Source organism: Rhizobium sp. CFBP 13644 (genome assembly GCF_014842165.1).
Classification (GTDB): Bacteria; Pseudomonadota; Alphaproteobacteria; order Rhizobiales; family Rhizobiaceae; genus Agrobacterium; species Agrobacterium tumefaciens_C.
In genome coordinates, this window is sequence record NZ_JACYVF010000001.1 from 263716 (window position 1) to 285711 (window position 21996).

Sequence of the window (21996 nt, forward strand, 5' to 3'; positions counted from 1 at the left end):
TGCGGCGTTTTGCGTTGCAATATCATCTTCTCGCCGTATTATAGAACCCGTTGACATATTTATGCGTTTCTCGCCGCTGTGATTGCGGCCTTTTCCGTCGCCTCGTAGCGGCTTCTATTTGACGATCATTTTTTCGTCTTTCCGCGCATGTCACTCAACATGGAGTTTTCGCACAGCTTTGCGGAATCGATGCTCCATGGCTTCATCTTTGCGTTCTGGCTGCGGACATCGCGTTCGCGTCAGCGCTTTGGCAGGCCGGGCTTTGCAGTGCCCCGGTATGTCTAACATAAACACTGCATCAGACTTGGGGGTCTTACAATGAAGAAACTCCTCGCCTCGACCATTCTTGTCACGGGCTTCACCCTTGCCGCTGCCGCTGGCGCAAGCACCGCCAACGCCGCTGAGACATGCGGCAATATCTCCATCGCAGAAATGAACTGGGCCTCTGCGGGCGTCGCGGCTTATGTCGACAAGTTCATTATGGAAAACGGTTATGATTGCACGGTCGATATCGTGACCGGCGACACCACACCGACCTTCACCTCCATGAACGAAAAAGGCCAGCCGGACATGGCGCCTGAAATGTGGGTGAACACGCTGGGCGCTCCTTACGAGGAAGCCGTAAAATCCGGCAATCTCATTCAGGACGTGAAGATCCTGAGCGAAGGCGGCGTTGAGGGATGGTGGATTCCGAAATACCTCGCCGATGCACATCCCGACATCAAGACCGTTGAAGATGCGCTGAAGCATCCCGAACTGTTCCCGGCACCGGAAGATGCCAGCAAGGGTGCGGTCTTCGGCTGCCCTCCCGGCTGGGGTTGCCAGCCAACGACGGCCAACCTCTTCAAGGCACGCAAGGCAGATGAAAAGGGCTTCACGCTGGTGGATACCGGATCTGGAGCGGGTCTCGATGGCTCCATTTCCAACGCTTACGAAAAGAAGGCGGGCTGGCTCGGCTATTACTGGGCACCCACGGCCATCATGGGCAAATATGACATGGTGAAGCTGGATGACGGCGTGCCGCTCGACCGCGAAGCCTATGACACATGCATCGTCAAGGCCGATTGTGCCGACCCCAAGCCGAACGCCTATCCCATTGCCGATGTCTATACGGTTGTGACGAAGGCGTTTGCCGAAAAGGCCGGCCCTTCAGCCGAATACGTGAAGAAGCGCGCTTGGGACAACGGCACACTTGCCAAGGTTCTGGCCTGGATGGATGAAAACCAGGGCACCAACGAAGATGGTGCTGCCTACTTCCTCGAAAACCACGAGGACATCTGGACGAAGTGGGTTTCGCCAGAGGTAGCAGAGAAGATCAAGGCTTCGATCTAATCAAGATGAGGCGAGGCCGCGAGATGATCGCGGCCTCCGCATCTGTGGATACCCATCCCCACAAGCTTCTCCATCAACACCTTAGGGAAAAAAACAATAATGGCCCTCTGTAATGTTCTGCCGGATATGCTGTGCAAGTTTCCGGCCATTGGCAACAGCACCATGCGCGTGGCGCGCAAGACAATCGATGACGGGTTTCGCGATATTGTTCGCAGCTATGGCGACATCATCGATGCCGTTGTGCACCCGTTGCAACTGTTTCTGAACGCATCCGAACGCTTTTTCACGCAGACGCCGTGGATCATCATCTTTCTTGGCCTGCTGGCCATGGTGCATCTGGCGGGGCGCAGTTTCCGCATCACGCTTGGCACTGCCGTTTCTCTGTGCCTCATCGGCGCTGTTGGCCTGTGGCGGGACGCGATGACGACGCTCTCGATCGTCGCAATTGCCACACTCATCGCCGTCCTCATCGGCCTGCCGCTTGGCATTCTCATGGCGCGGTCTGAGAGGCTACAGCGTTTCATCAATCCCGGTCTGGATGTGATGCAGACGATGCCGAGCTTCGTTTATCTGATCCCCGTTGTCGTCATCTTTGGTATTGGCAAGGTGCCGGGGCTGATCGCTGTTGTGATCTATGCCATTCCGCCGATGATCCGCCTGACCAATCTGGGTATTCGCATGGTGGACCGGGAAACGCTTGAGGCCGCCGATGCTTTCGGTTCTTCGAACACCCAGAAACTGTTGAACGTGCAATTGCCGCTCGCGCTGCCCACCATCATGACCGGCATCAACCAGACCATCATGATGTCGCTCGCTATGGTCGTCGTTGCCTCCATGGTCGGCGTTGGCGGGCTGGGCAAGAATGTCCTGCAGGCCATCAACAACCAGTTCTTCACAATCGGCTTTCTGAACGGCTTTGCGCTGGTGGCTATCGCCATCATGTTTGACCGCGCAAGTCAGGCCTTCGGCAAGCGTTTGCAGAAATATCGCGAGGTGCAGCATGGCTAAGGACATTGAAATCCGGAATCTTTACAAGATCTTCGGCAAACATCCCGAGAAGCATCTTGAGGCCGTTAAAAACGGCTTGAGCAAGACCGAGCTGAACGACAGGCACGACCACGTGCTGGGCCTCAACAACATCAACATCACCATGCCCGGTGGCAAGATTACCGTTGTCATGGGTCTCTCTGGTTCCGGCAAATCCACGCTGATCCGCCACATCAACCGGCTGATCGACCCCACGGCAGGCGAAGTGCTCTATGGTGGGCAGGATGTCTGCTCCATGGGCACATCCAGCCTGCGCGAGTTCCGCCGCCACAAGACGGCGATGGTGTTCCAGAAATTCGGCCTGCTGCCGCACCGCACCGTTCTGGAAAACAGCGTCTATGGCCTCGACATTCAGGGCGTATCCCGCAAGGACAGCATCGAGAAGGGTCGTTACTGGCTGAACCGGGTGGGTCTGGATGGCTATGAGGAAAATTATCCTAACCAGCTATCCGGCGGCATGCAGCAGCGTGTGGGCCTTGCACGGGCACTCACCAATGATGCCGACATTCTGTTGATGGACGAGGCCTATTCGGCGCTCGACCCGCTTATCCGCGTGGACATGCAGACCATGCTGCTCGATCTTCAGCAGGAGTTGAAGAAGACAGTTGTCTTCATTACCCATGATCTGGACGAGGCACTGCGGCTCGGCGACCATATCGCTATCTTGAAAGACGGTGAGATGGTGCAGCAGGGTGATGGACAAAGCATCATCCAGCATCCGGCCAATGAATATGTCAGCGACTTCGTGCGGGATGTGAACCGCAGCCGCGTGCTTCAGGCCACGACCGTGATGGAGCCGGCGACCAGTGCGCCGGACAGTATTTCGGTTCTGGAAACGGATACGCTGGAAACCATCGCCCGCGACATGACAGACGCCAACGAGACAACGGCGCAGGTGGTGGACGAAGATGGCAAGACCGTGGGCAGCATCGGCATCGAAAACCTGATGGCGGCGATGGTTACGCCCGCAACACAGGATGATGCGGCACCCGTTGAAGAGCCTCCAAAGCCACAACTGGTGACAGAATCGGAAAAACGCAGCGCCTGATTCTCTCTGGCCCTTCGCGACTCACGTTGCGCAGGGCGGTTTACGGCAAAGAATCGGCCCAAGTGGCCGATTTTTTTGTTTTGCAAGACCCTAAAATGCAAAAACGAAGCACCAGTTTCACACCTGTCAAGCGGTGAACGCCCTCCCAGCCTCAACGACGCAAGCTTCGCGCAAGCTTCAGCCGTTAATACTTCGTTAATCAGGCAAAGAGAGGCTTGCTATGAATATCAGCAACAACATCGGCGGATCGGCCCAACACGGTCGTTCACCGCACATTGAGAAGCGTGCAACAGAGGCCGTCGCGCCTGAACAGCAGCAGGTCATCCTCAGCGGCAGCAAGATATCCTTCGTCAACGCTCTGGAAGCGACGTCGCTGGCCAACGTTCTCTGGACCGTTAACAACGAAGCATCCGCAAATGATGCCGTTTCCCAGGGTGGCGCCGCTCAGGTCGAATCCCCGTGGTTCAGCCAGGCCTACACCGAACATTGATCGTTCCCGTCACGCCTCTCCCAAGGCGTGATCAGATGACAGGTTTATCGTTAAGATTGACTTAACGGACCTGAAGCCGCGATATCGCGGCTCCGTGCATGCGGCTTGGCGTCAAGCCAGATAATCTGCCCATGCTACCGTCAGCCATGATTGGCGGCGTTGATTTCAACCGTGATATGCGACAATTCCTTGATCGACTGCAGCTTCTGCCGGTAAAATGACGGCGCATGCGAAGATGCCGTTTGGACGACCACAATGGCCGCATGATGCCCCGGCCCTACCTGCCACACATGCAAGTCGGTAATCCTGTCGCCAGCAGTTTCCAGCTTGCTGCGAATCTGGCTGGACAAGCCATGCGCCTGCGGCACTGCATCCACCAACACAGAACCGGTGGAGCGCAAAAGCCCCCAGGACCAGCGTGCAATGACCAGCCCGCCGACGATGCCCATGGCCGGATCCAGAAACGTCCAGCCATTCCATTTGCCGAGCAGAAGAGCGACGATGGCCAGAACCGATGTCAGCGCATCCGCCAGCACGTGCAGATAGGCTGCACGCAGATTGTTGTCCTTGCCGGCATGACTTCCATGATTGGCGTGACTTCCATGATGAGCATGATCGCCGTGGTGGGCGTGGCTACCATGGGAGTGACCGTGGTCATGGTCGTGGTGATGATGGTGGTCGTCCTTCAAAAGCCATGCGCTGACGATGTTGACGACGAGACCGATGGCCGCGACAGCAATGGCCTGATTGAAATCGATCTCCACCGGCGAGAAGAACCGCAACAGGCTTTCCCAGGCAATCATGACAGCCGCAACGCCCAGCACCACTGCACTGGCAAAACCGGCGAGATCACCGAATTTGCCGGTACCGAAGGTGAAGCGGGCATTGCTGATCTGGCGGCGCGCATAGAGATAGGCCAGCGCCGAAATCAGCATTGCACCGGCATGGGTGGCCATGTGCCAGCCATCGGCCGTCAGCGCCATGGAGCCGAACCAGCTTCCGGCAGTAATTTCGGCGACCATCATGATGGTGGTCAGGGCGATGACCGCCCAGACGCGTCGCTCATTGCGCTCGTGGTTCTCTCCCAGAAACACGTGGCCATGCGTGCCGTGATCATGAGGGTGGGGATGTGAATGGGGATGATCTGTCGCTGCAGTCATGGCGCACCTCTTATCGAATGTAGGTTTTCAGAACCTGTGCCAGTTCTTCCGTGGCACGGGCACGCTCTTCGTCGTTTTCGGCATGCAGCACATGCTCATGCAGATGATCCTGCATCACCTCACCCGTGAGGCCGGAGAGCGCGCCGCGCACGGATGCCAGCAATTGCAGCACCTCCCCGCAGGGCTTGCCACCCTCCAGCGCCCGCTCCACCGCTTCCATCTGCCCCTTCAAACGGCGGATGCGCGCCAGAAGCTTGTCCTTGTTCTCGATGGAATGTGACATGCTGGCCTCTCAATATAGTATAGGGGGGTATGGTATATTGGATGTGGTCAGGGCGCAAGCGTTCTGGATCACCTTGCCATGGGCAAGCCTTACACCTATATCTACAGAAGCTATAGATATGAGGCGATCATGTATTCCATCGGGGATCTATCCAGAACCACAGGCGTCAAGGTCACGACCATCCGCTATTATGAGCAGATGGGTCTGCTGCGCGCGGCCGAACGGTCCGAAGGCAACCAGCGGCGCTATGAAAAGTCAGATCTGGAGCGCCTCGCCTTCGTGCGGCACGCCCGCGATCTCGGCCTTAATATCGACGCCATCCGCGAGTTGATTGCGCTCAGCCAGCACCGAGAAATGCCCTGCGACGGCGCAGACCGCATCGCTGCCGACCATCTGGCCACGGTGCGCGAAAAGATCGCCAAGCTTAAAAAGCTGGAGCACGAGCTGAAACGCATCGTCTCCCACTGCGACGGCCATTCCATCGAGGACTGCTACGTCATCCGGGCGCTCTCAAACCACGAATTGTGCGAGCATGAGCATTGAGAAATGCAGACCACTTGACTCAATCCCGTTTCCAGCGCATTGAATGTCCCATGATCAACGCACGCGCACTCATTTCCTGCACGTATTTTTGGGCCTTCCTTTAAGGGCGGCTCGACAGATCATTTTGTCAACAAGCCGCCGTCAGGCGGCTTTGTTGTTTTCAAACGTCCTGACGGCGAAAACCAGAACCCGAAGGACACGAGAATGACCGAAGACAGCCTTCTGACCCTGCCGAGACCGCCTGTTGTGACCATTCGTGCTGCGCGCAAGGATGATCTGCCTGAACTCAACGAGATGATTGAGCTTCTGGCCGCTCACCATGGCGATGCGGCTGGAATTACGCCGGAAAAACTGGAGCGTGATCTCTTCGGCAACGTGCCGTGGATCACGGCGTTGGTGGCCGAGGCGGACGATGCTTTGATCGGTTACGCCATTCTCATGCCACTCTACCGCGCCCAGGAGGGTCGTCGCGGCATGGAACTGCACCATCTTTTTGTGCGTGATGGTCATCGTGGCCATGGCACAGGTCAGCATCTGGTGGCGCGCGCCAGCGATGTCGCCAAGCGTTGCGGCTGCGACTTCATGTCCGTGGGTGCCGCAACCGGCAATTTCGCGGCACATAAATTCTATGAAAACATGGATTTCATACCGCGCCCCGTCACTGGCATGCGCTTCATGCAGGCCTTGGCTTGAGACGCTGAAGCGTTGTGGCGTGGCAATTGCCCGCCCGCCTTCCCCAAGGGCTGCCGTGCATTTTACAATGGATATTCCGGGGAGCTTCCGAGGACCTTGCAGCAGCCGGAACAGGATAAGCATCCTATCCGGCGCGGCTCTGCGCCCAAAAAATCAGGACGGGGCATTAATTCGGCTTTAATCCTGTTCTGCAGAAACAGTCTATCCCCATAATTTCAATAGTATTGAAAGGTTTTAGGCGTAACTAATTGAGATGTCTGTGGGATGAAGCCGCAGTTGGCAGTTGCCGCTTTCCAGGATGGAGAGTTCAACCAACCGGTATCCAATATGAATATCAGCAATATTTCGATTTTGAAGAAAGTTAGCCTGGTGGTTGCACTCATGGGGCTTGCGGCCTTTGCAATCACCATCGCTGGAACTCAAGGCCTCATGTCGCTTGGCACTGCCTTGAAGGATACCGGCACGAAGGAAGAAGCTGCACGCGAGGCAATGGACCTGCGTGTAGACATTATCGCAATCAGCCGCATGACCTACCAGCTGGTTCTGGCGCCCGAGAAATCCGCAGACTTTGCAGCGGAAACCGAAAAGCGCGCCAAGGAAATGCTGGAGCGCCTTCCCAAAATCGCGACGGCTGCGGATGCAACCGAAAAGAAGCAGCTTGCCGATATCGGCACAGCGCTCAATGCCTATTTTGATAAAATCCGGGCGCTGGTGAAATTGACTGCCACCCCATCCATTACGACCGATGCGCTCAAGGCGGGTCTTGCTGACAGCCTTGAAGGCCAGAAGGCCGTGACCGCCGCTGTGAAGATTTACAGCACCTATTCCGGCGAAGAGCTGAAAGCATCGCGTGCGAATGCGCTTTCCGTTTCCAGCGTAACGATGATCGTTCTGGTAACGACCGCCGTGATCTCGATTATCGGCGGCGTGATGGCCGGACTGTTTGTTGGCGGGCGCGGCATCTCGCGTCCCGTGCGCCTGCTCACCGAGCGGATGAGCCGTCTTGCAAAGGGCGATCTGCACGATCCGATCGGTGGTGTGGACCGTCAGGACGAAATTGGTGAAATGGCCCGTGCGCTTGAAGTGTTCAGAGCCAACGAAATGCAGATGCGTGAGATGGAAGCTCAGGAAGCCGCCCTCACCGCACAGAGCAAAGACTTGCAGTCCTCGATCAGCGGCATCGTAGCTGCGGCTGCGGCTGGCGACTTCTCCAAGCGTATTGCCAAGACGTATGAAGACGCGGACCTGCAGACCTTCGCAGAAAGCGTCAATGAACTGGTCATCAATGTCGATCTGGGTGTTACAGAAGTTCGCCGCGTTATTGCTGCCCTATCTGAAGCCGACCTGACGCAGGAAATGAATGGCAGCTATCAGGGTGCCTTTGCTGAACTGCAAACCAACGTCAACCAGACGCTGGCAACCTTGCGCGCCACGATGCAGACCATCCGCCATGCTGCGGGCACCATCACCGACAATTCCGGCGAATTGTCCTCTTCGGCCAACCAGCTGGCACGACGCACCGAACAGCAGGCCGCAGCCCTCGAAGAAACCGCAGCAGCCCTGGAAGAAATCACAACCACCGTCAAGACATCGACTGCGCGTGCCAATGAAGCGACGCAGATGGTGCGCGACACCAAGAGCAGCGCTGGCAAATCCGGCAACATCGTTCGCAACGCAATCGATGCAATGGGCCGGATCGAACAATCCTCGCAGAAAATCGGTCAGATCATCTCTGTCATCGACGAGATCGCCTTCCAGACCAACCTACTTGCCCTGAACGCCGGTGTTGAAGCTGCGCGTGCCGGTGAAGCGGGTCGTGGCTTTGCTGTGGTTGCACAGGAAGTTCGCGAACTGGCCCAACGCTCGGCAAATGCTGCCCGCGAAATCAAGGGCCTCATCACCACCTCGGCAGATGAAGTCAAGGGTGGGGTATCGCTGGTTCTGTCGACCGGAGAAGCGCTGAAAGAGATCGAAGAACTCGTCAACCGCGTCGATGACCATGTCACGACCATTGCACGGGCCGCTGCGGAGCAATCCATGGCGCTCGGAGAGATCAACAGCTCGGTCAACCATATGGACCAGATGACGCAGCAGAACGCCGCAATGGTGGAAGAAACCACCGCCGCCAGCCAGATTCTGGCCGACGAAGCGCGCCAGTTGCATGCCCAGCTTGAGCGTTTCCGGTTGGAAAGCAACGGTCAGTCAGGCCAGCGCTACCGCGCAGCAGCCTGAACAGGACAACATTGAATCTAAAGAAAGCGCGGCATCTGATGCCGCGTTTTTTGTTGCGCAAAGCTTAAGCCATTTCCCTCAAGAGGTCTCGCGGCCACCCCCCTGCCAGTTTCAGCCTTTTTGCTCAAAAGCTTTTCCGATAGCATAGCAAACATCGATGATTGCAGGAGATGACTATGCCCCGTATTGCCTTGGCACTGACCGAGGAATTTGCTGATTGGGAGCCCGCTATTCTGACGGCAATGGCGCGCGGTTATTTGGGCGTCGATATCTTCACCGCATCCCCCGATGGTGCGCCCCTCACCTCCATGGGTGGGCTGAAGATCGTCCCGGATACGACTTATGACGCACTGGACCCGGAGACTGTTCACGCGCTGGTCATTCCCGGCGGCTTGATCTGGGAACGGAAAATGGCACCGGATTTTACCGATCTCGTCCACCGCTTTCGCGCGCAGCACCGTTTGGTGGCTGGCATTTGCGCAGCAGCGAGTGCGCTGGCCGGAACGGGCGTGTTGAACCACGTGGCACACACCGGAAATTCCGTGGCATCACACTCCACCTACATCACCTATGAGGGTGCCGAACACTACCGCGAGCAGCCCCAGGCCGTCAGCGACCAAGGCATCATCACGGCACCTGGAACCGCACCTGTGAGTTTCGCGAGCGAAATATTGAAAGCGCTCGATCTCTGGGGGCCGGAGGCGGAGGCCGAGATGGCCGGGTTTGCGGCGGAGCATCTCTAACGGCGGTCAAGCACACGACACGCACGCGCAGTCCCCTCAATCGGATTTTCTGTCATCGCGCGCCTGACGTCTCTGCTGTTGATGTGCAGGCTGCGATCGGCGGGAAGTTTCAGGCTGCTGATCTTGGCTGAGGCGGCCTTGAGAAAGGCCTCCCGGTTCTCAGCAAAGAACTGAAGACACGCGGCCTTTTGCGGCTCTTTGCCCAGCAAAGCCTTGAAGGCCAGCCGGTGCATGGCGCAGGGCGCGCCATGGCCGGGAACGGAAAAACGCAAGGCATCGAGCCCGTCGCTCCATTCACTTGCGGTTTCCATATTATCTCGCAACGTCGACACGTTTGAGAAGATGGCCGCTCAAGGTTCCCAAGATGATCCAGAACACGAAGCTGGTCACGGTTGCCAGAACGACGAAACGGCGCTCCAGCGGCAGAGGTGCCAGCGCGTGTTCACCCGCTGGCGGCAAGGGCGCGCCGATGATGTGGGGAGCGGCCATCAACACCAGAGCCAGAATGACCGCCCATGCTTCCGCCCGTTTGAAGGCAAGTAGCGCCAGACCGCCCGCCGTGGCAGCAACGGTTGCCACCCACCACATCTGACGCGCACCAAGCTCTGCGGCGGGGCTGCCGGGCAGTTCCGGCGGCAGGCCGATGGCCGGGGCCAGCATGACGGCGGCAAAACCGGCAAGGCCCCAGAGCAGCCCTTCCCGCCAGCCGCCTGCGGAATTGCGCAAGGAAATCAGAGCCGTGAGCACCAGCGCATAGCCGATGGCAGTCAGCACATTGGCGGCGATGGTGTACGCATTGCGCTCGAAGCCATCGGCGGGCGCCCACGCTTCTGGATCGTGGTGATGATCTGCGGGTGCGCCCGCCTCATGGGTGTGCGCATGCGCAACCTCTGCGCCGCGGCTTTCGAAGGTTTCGGCCTGAAGGATGAGCGGCGTGGTGCCGATGGCCTGCATGGCGCTGACGGCCAAACCGGCAATCAAGCCCACCAGAACGGCGGTGAAAACGATATTACGGAAAAATGGCATGATCTTCCTCCCCTCAATGGCAAGGGAAGGCGTTGGCGTGGCGCGTATCATGCGCGGCATTGTGCACGGCTTCTACCTGCGAGAAGCCGACAAAGCCCACGATAAACAGGCCGAGCAAGGCTGCTGTCAGCGATTGCGCAAGTCTTGAGGTTGAGGACGAGACGGCGCTTGCCGCCGTATTCTGGTGGATAGACATGGTGACCCTTTCACGTGCGGGTGGGCGTCATTCTGATCAAAAGACCCACGACCGCATTCAACATTCACCACGGGGAAAAGAGACACAGGGTCTTGAAGGCGGGAATATCCCGACCTGAAAACCGTGCTGTTCCGGACACCCCGCCGGCATTGACGACACTTCCGTGATGGCAGGTATCCTGGCTTGCGGGTCACAACCTTGAAAACACCTTCCCGGTCCTTTGTTTCGCATCGTGCTTTACGAAATCCCGGAGAATTTCGTGCCGATGGGCCAGACCAGTGGCAATACGTTTTCAGGCTCTCCGCTCACAGTTGCGGGGGCAGCCACGAATCAAAGCTTGAGGCTCCTATCGTGTTCCCTTTTCACTTTCCGGGCGAACCGGAAAGACCATCACACAACCGTTATCCTGCGGACGGGTTGAGGAGTCAATGGCTTCTCAGGGAGAAGGAAGTGCCTTGAGATAGGCCGCAATGGCCTGGCGGTCTTCGGCAGGAAGACGGGCCATATTCTGCTGGACTTTGACCATGGATCCACCGGCACTATCGAAGTCCGGCGTGAAGCCGGTTTCCAGATAATTGGCGATATCCGCTTCACTCCATGAGCCGATGGTCTGCGATTCCGGGCGAATATCGGGAATGCGCCCCTCGCCTTCCGGGTTCGGTCCACCGGCAAGCCACTGGCCCTTCATGAAGCCGCCCAGCGCATCTCGCGGGGTATGGCACTCGCCGCAATGGCCGGGGCCTTCCACCAGATATTGGCCGCGAACGACCTGCGCATTCGCATTGGCAATCTCGACGCGCGGTTCGCCCTTATCGAAATACAGGAACTTCCAGCCGCCAAGAACAAGCCGGATGTTGAAGGGAAATGGCAGATCGTGGCCGGGCGCATCATTGGTGCTGGCGGGCAAGGTTTTCAGATAGGCGAAGAGGTCGTTGATATCCTGCGGGGTCATCCGCGCATGGGAATTATAGGGAAAGGACGGATAGAGGTGCTCGCCATCCTTGCCCACGCCCCGCGTCATGGCATCGCCAAACTGTGCGAGCGACCATGCGCCGATGCCGTGCTGCGGATCCGGCGAAATATTGGGCATGTGGAACGTGCCGAACGGGCTTGGCAGCGCCTGCCCACCGGCAAGCGTCTTCAGCGCATCGCCCGTCGCATCCGGGGCGGCGTGACAGCTTGCGCAGCCGCCTGCCCAGAACAATGTCTCGCCATTGGTAAGATTGGGTTCGCCAAGGTTGGCCCAATGGCTGGGTGCCTGGCGCTCAGGCGCGGTGACGCCCATGAAAATTCCGAACCCGACGGCCCCGGCAACAACAGCACCGCCCGCCAGCTTTGCCCAAATGGACGCCATCGCCGTTTCCGCTTCTTAAATGGATATCATGAAAAAGGCCCGCCGAAGACCGGCGGACCGATGGGCTGATTACTTCTTGACGCGGTAAGCCTGATGGCAGCTGCTGCAATCGGCACCCAGCGTCTTCAAGGCGGCGCCGACGCTGGCCTGATCTGCTGGCAACTGTGCCAGAACCATGTCTGCATCCGAGCTCAGCTTATCGGACTTCGCTTTGAAGTCTGCGAAGTTCTGCCAGATGGCAGGGGAAGCAGAGCCACCTTCAGAACCTGCGGGGAACTGATCCGGGAAAGCCTTGGCATTGGCGCTGATGGTGGTGACAGCGGTTTTGACTGTTTCCGCATCATAGGGCTTTTCGCCCTTGGCGATGGCACCCAGCGCTCCCATGGCACCGCCGATACCCTTCATCAAGCCTTCGCGCTTTTCAACCTCGCCGGCTGCGGAAACCGCACCGGCGCAAAGACAGCCTATCATAATGGATGCGGCAATCGTTCTAAGCTTCATCATGTCTCTCCTGGGTCCGCGCACCGGCGGGTGAATGCTTGCGTGTCATCACGTAATCCCTGCGGCAAAACAGCGCGACGCACAAAGGCGAAGATGCCTGTTCCACATGGCAAAAAGAAGTCACATTGCAGTGATTTTTTTGAAGCATTATCAGGCGCATATCACCCGGAAGCAAGGGCTTCCCACAGGGTGAAACCAGCGACCACAACCAGCAGCAAGCCCGCAGCGCGACCGATGAAAATAGTGATATGCGGCGAAGACACCAGTAAATCCCGGCTTTTGCCTGCCGTCAGCGCCAGGGTGCCATAGACGGCAAGCTGCGTGCCCGCCGTCATCAGCCCCATGATGATGCCCTGTATCCAGACGGGACCGTACATCGGCTTCAAAAATTGCGGGTAGACCGCCATCATGAAAAGATAGGCCTTGGGGTTGGAGAGGCATGTAACGATGCCACGGCGGAATGCGCGGCGGGCAGAGGCGCTGGCGCTCACCTCATCCCCCTCCACCACGATGGAGCTGCGCATGAGGCCGATGCCGACCCAGATCATATAGGCCGCACCAAAAATCATCAGCGGCGTGAACAGAACCGGCATAAGGCTGGCCAGAAGCCCGACGCCAACAGCGCCATAAAGCGAATGCACCACGCCTCCCGCCATGATGCCCGATGTGGCGGCAAGTCCCGCCTTGCGACCGCCCGTCATAGAGCTTGCCAGAACCAGCAGCATATCGATGCCGGGCAAGATGATGATGCCGAACAGAAGCGAGAAGTAGAGCCAAAGGCTTTCTGAATAAGACATATCGAATATTCCTGAAAATACGGCATTCGTCAAAAAATGGATGAGCGATATGACGCGGATATCAGCCGCTTTGCCTGATAATATCAAATGAATATGTGTGGTGAAATCATCTCGCTGACGATGGGTTTTCGCACCCTCTTCAGAAGGTCAGCGTGCGGCTCTCTTCGCGGCCAAAACCCCTGATATCGATGCGATCCCAGTAGACATCGGCGATGGCAAATGTGTTTTCGTCAGGCGTATCCACCATGCCCTTGAAATTCAGGAAATGCGTGTGGCCGAGGCTGGCATAATTGCCGACGTGGTTGTGGCCGCAGAACCATGCTTTTGCGCTGGGGTGCGCTTCAAGCAGCGCCAGAATGGCAGGCGCATCCCACATATTATGGGCGTTTTGCGGGTAGAGCGGATAGTGGCAAAACAGGATTGCGGTTTCACCGGCAGCATCCGCAGCATCGAGCGTTTGTGCCAGCCATGCCAATTGCGTGTCGCTGAACGAGCCGTTCCAGTCATGCGCGTTGATGGCACCGGCCTGTCTCAAGCCCTCCAGCCTTTGCGCTGCGAGATCGCGGCGGGCATCGCCTAGCGGTGGGGCGAAGGTGCTGACATCGCTGCCGTCCAGCACCACGAACCGGACGGAGCCAACCACGAAATCATACCATGGAGACGGCATTCCCAGCCGCTCATGCACCTGCGCGAGATAGTCAGGCGCGACCGCGAAGTCGTGATTGCCCGGTAACAAAACTGAGCGGTGTCTGAGCTTGCCATAGGGCGCGAGGATGGCGTCGAAATTCTCCCAGCCGCGATCGATGATATCGCCAAGCGTGACGACGAAGGCGAGATCATGGGCGTTAAAGACCTCGATGGCCTGCGCCAGCTTGGCCGGGCTCTCGGCATAATAGCGGCCCATTTCCGGGCGCGGCGGGATATCGGCATATTGCGGATCGGCGACGATGCCAAAGGAGAAGAGCGGTGCGGTTTTGTCTGTCATGATGCCCCCGCATAGGCCGGGGCAATGACACCCATATGACAAAACGAAAACACCCGGCGCAAGGCCGGGTGTTTGTCTTTAGGTGTGTCTCAAGACTTACTTGGAAGCAGCTTCGAAGCGCTCCAGAACGTAATCCCAGTTGATGAGATTATCGACGAAAGCTTCGAGGTACTTCGGACGCAGGTTCTTGTAATCGACATAGTAGGAGTGTTCCCACACGTCGACGCCGAGGATAGGCTCTGCGCCGTGAACCAGCGGGTTTTCGCCGTTTGGTGTCTTGGAAATTTCAAGCTTGCCGTTCTTGACAGACAGCCATGCCCAGCCGGAGCCGAACTGCGTGGTGCCAGCGGCAATGAAATCTGCCTTGAACTTGTCGTAGCCGCCGAGATCAGACGTGATTGCCTGTTCCAGCTTGCCCGGCAGCTTGTTGCCGCCGCCGTCCTTCTTCATCCACTTCCAGAAGTGGACGTGGTTGTAATGCTGGGCAGCGTTGTTGAACAGGCCAGCATGTGTGCCGAAGGACTTCTTGACCACTTCTTCCAGCGAAAGATCTGCGAGACCGGCTTCAACTGCGAGCTTGTTGCCGTTGTCCACATAAGCCTTGTGGTGCTTGTCGTGGTGCAGCTCAAGTGTTTCGCGAGACATGTAAGGCGAAAGCGCATCGTAATCGTAAGGCAGTGCGGGAAGTTCGAAGGCCATGGTGTTACTCCTTGTTGCAGCGGCGTGACCGCTCCTAGAAACCTGGTGCGCGGACCATAGGAGCGGACGCCCCGAGAGGCAACCTGCGAATTATCAAAATGTTCCGGTAACGGAGAAAATTCCTCTCATCGCCATGGCTTCACACCCCCCGTGCCGGACCTTGCGTACCGTTTGAGGAAAATCCGTTCGGCGGACCTGCGCCTCACGCTGCTGGCTTGAAACGCGGGGTCGTGTCAGCCTCGCCCAACGGGCGCTGCATGAGCACGATGTCCAGCCAGCGACCGTGTTTCCAGCCGACTGATTTCAGCGTGCCGACCATATCGAACCCGGCGGCGCGGTGAACGCCGATGGAGGCGGCATTGTCCGAATCTCCGACCACGGCAACCATCTGGCGGAAGCCACGGGCTGTCGCATCTTCGATCAGAGCCAAAAGCAGCGCCTTGCCAATGCCGAGGCCCTTGCGCTCCGGATCGACATAGATGGAATCCTCAACCGTCGCGCCATAGGCGGGGCGAGCCCGGTGCAGGCCCGCATAGGCATAGCCCGCAACCGCGCCCTCCACTTCCGCCACCAGATAGGGAAAGCCACCGGCGACCAAAGCCTGTCGGCGCTCGCGCATCGTCTCCAATGATGGAGGTTCGATTTCGAAACTGGCAGTGCCGTGCAGCACTGCGTGGCGGTAAATCTCGGTGATAGTGGCAAGATCACCCTCTTCGCCGGGGCGGATGGTGACGGTAGGTTTAAGCTGCGATGGCATGACAGGTCCTGAAAATCGATTATGGAATGTGCACAGTTCGTAAGCGCCTAAAAATTGTTATTTCGAGTCCTATCCGCCGGTCAACAGCTTGATGGCGATGAGCCACATGGTCAGCGCAATCACGCCTTCCAGAATGCGCCATGCTCTTGGGTTGGCAAAGAGCGGACGCAGCCAGCGCGCACCAAAGCCAAGCGTTGAGAAGAACACGAAGGAGGCGGTCACGGCACCCGCCCCGAAGGATGCTTCAGCGCCGGGAAACTGGGTGGATATGCTGCCGAGCAAGACAACCGTGTCGAGATAGACATGCGGGTTGAGCCATGTCAGCGCAAGGCAGGTGACGAGCGTAGATGCAAGCGGCGTGACGCTGCCGGATGCAGCAATGAGAACGCTGGACGCGCCCAGCGCCGATTGCAGGTTCTTTGCGCCATACCAGAACAGAAAGGCGGCACCGGCATAGCGCATGGCGGGTTCCAGCCCCGGCATGACAGCCGCAATCTGGCCGAAAGCCGCAACGCCCACAGTGACCAGAATGGCCTCCGATATGGCGCAGGTCGCAACCACGGCCAGCACGTGTTCTCCGCGCAGGCCTTGCCGTAACACGAAAGCGTTTTGAGCACCGATGGCGACAATCAAAGTCAGCCCCATCGTAAAGCCCGTCAGATATGTCGAAAAATCCATTGTCGCGTCCCCGTTCGGCGCTTGGATAATCTTAGCTTACGGATTAATCTAATTAATCTTTCTAATCGTGATTAAGTCAGGCTAATTTCATGCTGGATTATGCGGCGTTTCGCGCGGTGGCCATGGTGGTGCAGACGGGCAGCTTCGAAAAGGCGGCGCTGGCGCTGCGCGTCACCCCCTCGGCCATCTCCCAAAGGGTCAAGCAGCTGGAGGAACGGCTCGGTGCCGTCCTTATACTGCGCGGCCAACCCTGCACGGCCACCGAAAAGGGCGAATGGGTCTGCCGCCACATGGAGCATGTGGGCATGCTGGAGATGGAGCTTTTCGATCAGCTTCCGGCCCTGATTGCACCGGATGAGCCGGGCCAGCGCGTGACCCTGCACATCGCCACCAATGCCGATAGCCTTGGCACATGGTTTGTCAACGCCATCTCCGGCTTTGCGAAGGATACGAATTATCTGTTGAATATCGCCGTAGACGATCAGGATTACACGGCCGACTGGCTTCAGCGTGGCCGGGTTCTGGCGGCGGTGACGAGCCTCGAAAAGCCAGTGCAGGGATGCCGCGTGGTGCCTCTTGGAGCTCTGCGCTATCACGCCACGGCTAGCCCTGATTTCATGAAGAGGTATTTCGAGGGCAGCGTCACGAAAGCCCGTCTATCGGAAGCGCCTGCGCTCACCTTCAGCCAGAAGGACAGGCTTCAATTGACGTGGATCGCACAGCAGTTCGGCGCTGACGTGGTCTACCCCACCCACTGGCTACCCTCCACGCAAGCCTTCGTGGATGCAGCACTTATGGGCATGGGCTGGGGCATGAACCCGCACCTTCTCGTGAAACATCATCTCGCATCCGGCCGGCTGGTGGAACTTGTGCCCGCAACGCCGCTGGATATTCCGCTCTACTGGCAGGTCAACCGGCTGGCCGCGGACCGGTTGAAGCCCCTGACGCAGGCCATCATGGACGGGGCGCGAGAGGTTCTGGTGCAGTAAACGGGAGAGCGAGAGATTTGCCCCTCGCCCTCACAGTCACGGCTTACTCGGTGTGCGCACCCAGATCAGCCGCCCATTCCATGTAAAGATCGAGTGCCTTGCGGGCCACGGGTCCGGCCTGCAACTCGCGATCATCAAGCTTCGTCACAGGCGACACCTTGGAATAGTTGCCCGAGCAGAAGATTTCATCCGCCTCGCGGAAGTCCTGAGCCGACAGCGTTGCTTCGCGCACCTCGAAACCGGCTTGGCGCAGAAGGCCCATGACGCGGGTGCGGGTGATGCCGGCAAGGAAGGTGCGGTTCGGAACAGGTGTGAAGACCACGCCATCCTTGACCATGAAGACATTGGCCGAAGATGTTTCAGCAACATTGCCGTTCATATCCAGCATCAGCGCGCCGCCGAAACCACGCGAACGGGCTTCGAGAATAGCGCGCCCGCTGTTGGGATAAAGGCTGCCAGCCTTGGCGTCCGTCATGGCCGTTTCCGGCGATGGGCGGCGGAAGGACGAGACGGTGAGTGTCACCGGTGCGCCCGCATCCATTGGTGCTTCGAACAGGCACAGCGCAAAGCGCGTGGATGACGCATCCGGTGCCACGATGCTGCCGGGCATGCCGTGTTCGGCCCAATACATCGGCTTGATATAGATGGCGACGTTGCCATCGAATTTCGCAACACCTTCCAAGGCGAGTGCGGCAATCTCTTCCGGCGTGAAGGTCGGCTTCATGCCCATGCTGACCGCAGAGCGGTTGACGCGCTGGCAATGCAGATCGAGATCCGGTGCAAGACCATTGAACCAGCGTGCGCCATCAAACACCGTGGATGCAAGCCACATGGCGTGCGATGTGGGTCCGATCAAAGGAGGGTTACCGGGAAGCCATTGACCATCGATATAGGTCCAGGTTGGGGAACGGGGCGATGTATCGACGGACATAGTGTTCTCCTTGTGCAATGGCGGGGAATGAATGCCTCTCGACCTTTTGCGTCAAGATTAAAAACAGTCGATTTGGGAATTTGATGGAAAGTTACAGGAAACCAGTCCTTTGGAGCGTTTTTATTGCGCGACACGCAAACAGCATCGATCAACCCATCAGATTTTGTGATGAAAAGCGTCTGGCCCGAGACTTCGCCGCATGCGATATTGAAGAAAGACAAAGGAGTGCGACATGGCCTGGTCTGCCCAACAATATCTGAAATTCGAAAGCGAGCGGACCCGCCCTGCCCGTGACCTCCTGGCACAGGTGCCGCTGGAGCGGTTGGCGGCGGGATACGATCTGGGCTGCGGCCCCGGCAACTCCACAGAGCTTCTGGCCGAACGCTTCGGTGTCAACGTCATAACCGGCGTGGATAGCGATGCCGACATGCTGGAAAAGGCGCGGATACGCCTTCCCACGACGGAGTTTCAAAAGGCGGATCTCGCAACATGGCAGCCCAGGCAAAAGGCGGATCTTTTCTACGCCAATGCCGTCTTTCAATGGTTGCCCAACCATATCGACATTCTCGAAGGACTGATGGATCACCTGAAGCCCGGCGGTGTTCTGGCCGTGCAGATGCCGGATAATCTGGACGAGCCAACGCATATTGCCATGGAAGAAACCGGTGCTGCCGGGCCGTGGCAGGCAGCCTTTACGGGCGCGAAATTGCGCCGCCAACCGCTGCCGGAGCCCACTGATTATGTCGAGCGACTGTCTCCCAAATCGGCACGGGTGGATGTTTGGCACACCATCTATAACCACCCCATGCAGAATGCGCAGGCCATCGTTGAATGGGTGAAGGGCACCGGCCTTCGCCCCTATCTGGATGCGGCGGGCGAAGACAATCGCGACGCCTTTCTGGCCGATTATCTCAAGCGTATCGACGCCGCCTACCCGCCCATGGCAGACGGGCGGCGCCTGCTGCGCTTTCCGCGCCTGTTCGTTGTCGCCGTGAAAAAATAGCGGATATGAATTCTGATGAGCTAAAGTTCACATGCTTTACTTAAAGTATTGGCGTTATATCTTCACGAGATATTAGTGATATCCGGCAACGGGTTTTCAATTCCGTTCATCTATCCTAGCCGCGATTATAAAGCGAGAGGGTAGAACGTGCGTCATTTCTGGCACGACAAGGCAGGTAATTTTGGTATTCTGACAGCGCTGCTGGCTGTTCCCATGTTTGGAGCGGCAGGCGTTGCGCTGGATATCAGCCAGGCAATGGTGGTGAAGCAAGATCTGCAGAACGCAGCCGATGCGGCAGCGCTCGCAGCCGTGGCGAAATCCTCGAAAGAGGTCGAAGCCGCCCGCAAGATGAAGGCCGATGGTAAAATCGTCATCCCTGAAAATGAGGCGCTGAGCTTTTTCGAAGCCGATGCCGTTGGCCGCAACGATTTTGAGGTGGAGAGCGTGAACGTCTCCGTTGAGAAGGTCGGCAATGTCGTGCAATCCAACGTGAGCTTTTCAGCCACCGTCCAGACGTCGCTCTCACGCATTCTCGGCAAGAACTTCATGACCGTGAGCGTTAAGGCAACGGCAAAATACGAGACCGAAACCTACAGCGATTTCTATCTGTTGCTGGACAACACGCCTTCCATGGGTGTTGGCGCGACGCCCGCAGACGTGAAGAAGATGGTGGACAACACCAAGGACAAATGCGCCTTTGCCTGTCACGTGGTCAGCATAGACGGCGTCGATGACAAGAACAGCTATTACCACCTTGCCAAGAAACTCGGCGTGACCACGCGCATCAATGTGGTGGCACAGGCCACCGCCGCGCTGATGGACACGGCGACATCACTGCGCAAGACCAGCGATCAATACCGCATGGCGGTCTATACCTTCGGTGAAAAGGCGCAGGATGCCGAGCTGACGGAAGTCGTGCCGCTTACGACCAATCTGGCAAATGCCAAGAAGAAAGCCGAGAAAATTGACCTGATGTCGGCGCTTTCCAAGAAGAGCTCCGAAAGCCAGTTGACGGATTTTGACAATACATTGACCGCGCTTGGCACCAAGATGGGAACTGTTGGCAATGGCACAAGCTCTGCCTCGCCGGACAAGGTGGTGTTCTTCGTATCCGATGGCGTGGGCGACAGCTACAAGACGACCAGTTGCACCAAGCGCGCCAACAATGGCCGCTGTCAGGAACCGATTGACACACGTTTCTGCACGGCGCTGAAAGAAAAGGGTTACAGAATTGCGGTGCTCTACACCACCTATCTGCCCCTGCCGGAGGATGACTGGTACAATACCTGGATCAGCCCCTTCCAGTCTCAGATCAGCACCCGCATGGAAGAATGCGCAACGCCCGGTCTTTATTTCGAAGTGAGCCCGACGGAAGGCATCAGCGACGCCATGGCCGCACTTTTCAAGCGGATCATCACCTCCCCGCGCCTCACGAGTTGAGTTGAAAACGCGCCGGTTGGCACCCTGATGAAGGGGTGCCATCCGGCAGATCCGGCTTTAAACCAGCCGCGCCGGTTGAACCAAATCTCATCCGCCCCACTTATTCCCTTGCCATTATCGCCTTGCAATCTGCAGGGCGGAATTCACATGGGAGAATATTCATGCACACAGTAACCGCCAATGGCGCAGCTATTCCGGCGCTTGGTTTCGGCACGTTCCGTATGCCGGATGACGATGTCCAGCGCATTCTTCCCCAAGCCTTGAAGCTCGGCTTCCGCCATGTCGACACCGCCCAGATCTACAAGAACGAAGCATCCGTCGGTGATGTCATCGCCAAATCCGGCATTGCCCGTGGCGATATTTTCCTGACGACGAAGGTCTGGGTGGATCAGTACCGCCACGATGATTTCATCAAATCCGTGGATGAAAGCCTGACGAAGCTGAAGACAGATTACGTCGATCTTCTGCTGCTGCACTGGCCAAAGAGCGACGTGCCGCTGGCCGAGCGCATCGGCGCGCTGAACGAGGTTCACAAGGCGGGAAAGGTTCGTAATATCGGCGTTTCCAATTTCAATGTCGCGCTGATGGATGAGGCCGTCAAACTTTCTGATGCGCCCATTGCCAACAACCAGATCGAGTATCACCCCTATCTCGATCAGACCAAGGTCATCGAAGCCGCACGCAAACACGGCATCTCCATCACCGCCTATTATCTGATGGCGGATGGCAAGGTGCCCGGCGATGCCGTTCTGAAGGATATCGGAGCAAAACACGGCAAGACTGCTGCTCAGGTAGCGCTGCGCTGGGCCGTGCAGCAGCCGGATCTCATCGCGCTCTCCAAGACGGCGACCGAAAGCCGCCTGCAGGAAAACTACGATATCTTCGATTTCGAACTTTCCAGCGACGAGATGCAGGCGATCTTTGCACTGGCAAAAGCGGATGGCCGCATTGTCAATCCGGGTCATCTGGCTCCGGAATGGGATAAGTAGGCGTCAGTCTGCATTCGGCATGAGTTGCGAATGTGGAGACGTGGTTAGATCCTCGGGACAAGCCCGAGGATGACGTCAAG

At 57.7% G+C, this 21996-nt stretch carries 25 protein-coding genes and 1 riboswitch; of the genes, 12 read left to right on the top strand and 13 right to left on the bottom strand.

Translation table 11 applies throughout. The annotated features are described in order from the left end of the window. The first annotated feature begins 318 nt into the window (after positions 1-318). The 4 genes from IFT53_RS01290 (at position 319) to IFT53_RS01305 (ending at position 3917) form a co-directional block, all read left to right on the top strand. Entirely contained in the window at positions 319-1332 is a 1014-nt protein-coding gene (locus tag IFT53_RS01290; protein WP_192063626.1) for an ABC transporter substrate-binding protein, read from the top strand. Positions 1333-1431: 99 nt separating this feature from the next. Beyond that, positions 1432-2340 (top strand): ABC transporter permease, encoded by a 909-nt coding sequence (locus IFT53_RS01295; RefSeq protein WP_042618276.1) that lies wholly within the window; start codon positions 1432-1434, stop codon positions 2338-2340. Further along, positions 2333-3427 (top strand): quaternary amine ABC transporter ATP-binding protein, encoded by a 1095-nt coding sequence (locus IFT53_RS01300; protein ID WP_192063625.1) that lies wholly within the window; start codon positions 2333-2335, stop codon positions 3425-3427. The genes IFT53_RS01295 and IFT53_RS01300 overlap by 8 nt, the downstream gene beginning before the upstream one ends. Positions 3428-3647: 220 nt before the next feature. Beyond that, positions 3648-3917, top strand: coding sequence for a hypothetical protein (locus IFT53_RS01305; RefSeq protein WP_192063624.1), 270 nt, complete (start codon positions 3648-3650; stop codon positions 3915-3917). A gap of 140 nt (positions 3918-4057) precedes the next feature. On the opposite strand, the gene dmeF is transcribed toward IFT53_RS01305, so the two are convergent. Both dmeF and dmeR read right to left on the bottom strand, forming a co-directional pair. Further along, entirely contained in the window at positions 4058-5077 is a 1020-nt protein-coding gene (gene dmeF / locus IFT53_RS01310) for a CDF family Co(II)/Ni(II) efflux transporter DmeF (protein WP_192063623.1), read from the bottom strand. Positions 5078-5087: 10 nt separating this feature from the next. Then, on the bottom strand, positions 5088-5360 hold the full coding sequence (gene dmeR, locus IFT53_RS01315) for a Ni(II)/Co(II)-sensing transcriptional repressor DmeR (protein WP_192063622.1): 273 nt from the start codon (positions 5358-5360) through the stop codon (positions 5088-5090). 129 nt (positions 5361-5489) lie between these two features. Here dmeR and IFT53_RS01320 point away from each other — a divergent pair, with 129 nt between their 5' ends. From IFT53_RS01320 to IFT53_RS01335, 4 genes are all read left to right on the top strand, one after another. Then, positions 5490-5903: a MerR family transcriptional regulator gene (locus IFT53_RS01320; protein WP_192063868.1), complete on the top strand. Its 414-nt coding sequence runs from the start codon at positions 5490-5492 to the stop codon at positions 5901-5903. Between the two features lie 204 nt (positions 5904-6107). After that, complete coding sequence (locus tag IFT53_RS01325; protein ID WP_042618268.1) at positions 6108-6596, top strand: GNAT family N-acetyltransferase; 489 nt, start codon at positions 6108-6110, stop codon at positions 6594-6596. Positions 6597-6923: 327 nt separating this feature from the next. Further along, positions 6924-8828 carry a methyl-accepting chemotaxis protein gene (locus tag IFT53_RS01330; protein ID WP_192063867.1) on the top strand — a complete coding sequence of 635 codons (1905 nt, stop codon included), beginning with the start codon at positions 6924-6926 and terminating at the stop codon, positions 8826-8828. Between the two features lie 176 nt (positions 8829-9004). Continuing rightward, on the top strand, positions 9005-9571 hold the full coding sequence (locus tag IFT53_RS01335) for a type 1 glutamine amidotransferase family protein (protein WP_192063621.1): 567 nt from the start codon (positions 9005-9007) through the stop codon (positions 9569-9571). On the opposite strand, the gene IFT53_RS01340 is transcribed toward IFT53_RS01335, so the two are convergent. From IFT53_RS01340 to IFT53_RS01385, 10 genes are all read right to left on the bottom strand, one after another. After that, on the bottom strand, positions 9568-9882 hold the full coding sequence (locus tag IFT53_RS01340; RefSeq protein WP_192063620.1) for a hypothetical protein: 315 nt from the start codon (positions 9880-9882) through the stop codon (positions 9568-9570). The two genes, IFT53_RS01335 and IFT53_RS01340, sit on opposite strands and share 4 nt — an antisense overlap. A gap of 1 nt (position 9883) precedes the next feature. Continuing rightward, on the bottom strand, positions 9884-10597 hold the full coding sequence (locus tag IFT53_RS01345) for a CbtA family protein (RefSeq protein ID WP_192063619.1): 714 nt from the start codon (positions 10595-10597) through the stop codon (positions 9884-9886). Between the two features lie 13 nt (positions 10598-10610). Further along, entirely contained in the window at positions 10611-10793 is a 183-nt protein-coding gene (locus IFT53_RS01350; RefSeq protein ID WP_042618264.1) for a CbtB domain-containing protein, read from the bottom strand. Positions 10794-10944: 151 nt separating this feature from the next. After that, a riboswitch (cobalamin riboswitch) is annotated at positions 10945-11200 on the bottom strand. A gap of 29 nt (positions 11201-11229) precedes the next feature. Beyond that, entirely contained in the window at positions 11230-12147 is a 918-nt protein-coding gene (locus tag IFT53_RS01355) for a cytochrome c (protein WP_192063618.1), read from the bottom strand. A gap of 69 nt (positions 12148-12216) precedes the next feature. Beyond that, the gene (locus IFT53_RS01360; RefSeq protein ID WP_192063866.1) at positions 12217-12648 is read right to left on the bottom strand and encodes a c-type cytochrome; all 432 of its coding nucleotides are present in this window, start codon (positions 12646-12648) and stop codon (positions 12217-12219) included. 161 nt (positions 12649-12809) lie between these two features. Next, complete coding sequence (locus tag IFT53_RS01365; protein WP_192063617.1) at positions 12810-13445, bottom strand: LysE family translocator; 636 nt, start codon at positions 13443-13445, stop codon at positions 12810-12812. 139 nt (positions 13446-13584) lie between these two features. Beyond that, positions 13585-14430 (bottom strand): metallophosphoesterase, encoded by an 846-nt coding sequence (locus IFT53_RS01370; RefSeq protein ID WP_192063616.1) that lies wholly within the window; start codon positions 14428-14430, stop codon positions 13585-13587. A 96-nt stretch (positions 14431-14526) separates the two neighbouring features. Continuing rightward, complete coding sequence (locus IFT53_RS01375; protein WP_192063615.1) at positions 14527-15129, bottom strand: superoxide dismutase; 603 nt, start codon at positions 15127-15129, stop codon at positions 14527-14529. A gap of 202 nt (positions 15130-15331) precedes the next feature. Next, on the bottom strand, positions 15332-15886 hold the full coding sequence (locus IFT53_RS01380; RefSeq protein WP_192063614.1) for a GNAT family N-acetyltransferase: 555 nt from the start codon (positions 15884-15886) through the stop codon (positions 15332-15334). Between the two features lie 69 nt (positions 15887-15955). Beyond that, positions 15956-16564, bottom strand: coding sequence for a LysE/ArgO family amino acid transporter (locus tag IFT53_RS01385; RefSeq protein ID WP_192063613.1), 609 nt, complete (start codon positions 16562-16564; stop codon positions 15956-15958). An 89-nt stretch (positions 16565-16653) separates the two neighbouring features. Here IFT53_RS01385 and IFT53_RS01390 point away from each other — a divergent pair, with 89 nt between their 5' ends. Next, entirely contained in the window at positions 16654-17553 is a 900-nt protein-coding gene (locus IFT53_RS01390; RefSeq protein ID WP_192063612.1) for a LysR family transcriptional regulator ArgP, read from the top strand. 43 nt (positions 17554-17596) lie between these two features. Here the strand turns inward: IFT53_RS01390 and IFT53_RS01395 are convergent, their stop codons facing one another. Further along, entirely contained in the window at positions 17597-18484 is an 888-nt protein-coding gene (locus IFT53_RS01395) for a branched-chain amino acid aminotransferase (RefSeq protein ID WP_192063611.1), read from the bottom strand. A gap of 232 nt (positions 18485-18716) precedes the next feature. On the opposite strand from IFT53_RS01395, the gene tam reads away from it, so the two are divergent. From tam to IFT53_RS01410, 3 genes are all read left to right on the top strand, one after another. Beyond that, on the top strand, positions 18717-19487 hold the full coding sequence (tam, locus tag IFT53_RS01400; protein WP_192063610.1) for a trans-aconitate 2-methyltransferase: 771 nt from the start codon (positions 18717-18719) through the stop codon (positions 19485-19487). A 147-nt stretch (positions 19488-19634) separates the two neighbouring features. Then, positions 19635-20927, top strand: a complete 1293-nt coding sequence (locus IFT53_RS01405; RefSeq protein ID WP_192063609.1) for a pilus assembly protein TadG-related protein — start codon at positions 19635-19637, stop codon at positions 20925-20927. A 161-nt stretch (positions 20928-21088) separates the two neighbouring features. After that, positions 21089-21916, top strand: a complete 828-nt coding sequence (locus tag IFT53_RS01410) for an aldo/keto reductase (protein ID WP_042618252.1) — start codon at positions 21089-21091, stop codon at positions 21914-21916. Positions 21917-21996: the final 80 nt, after the last annotated feature.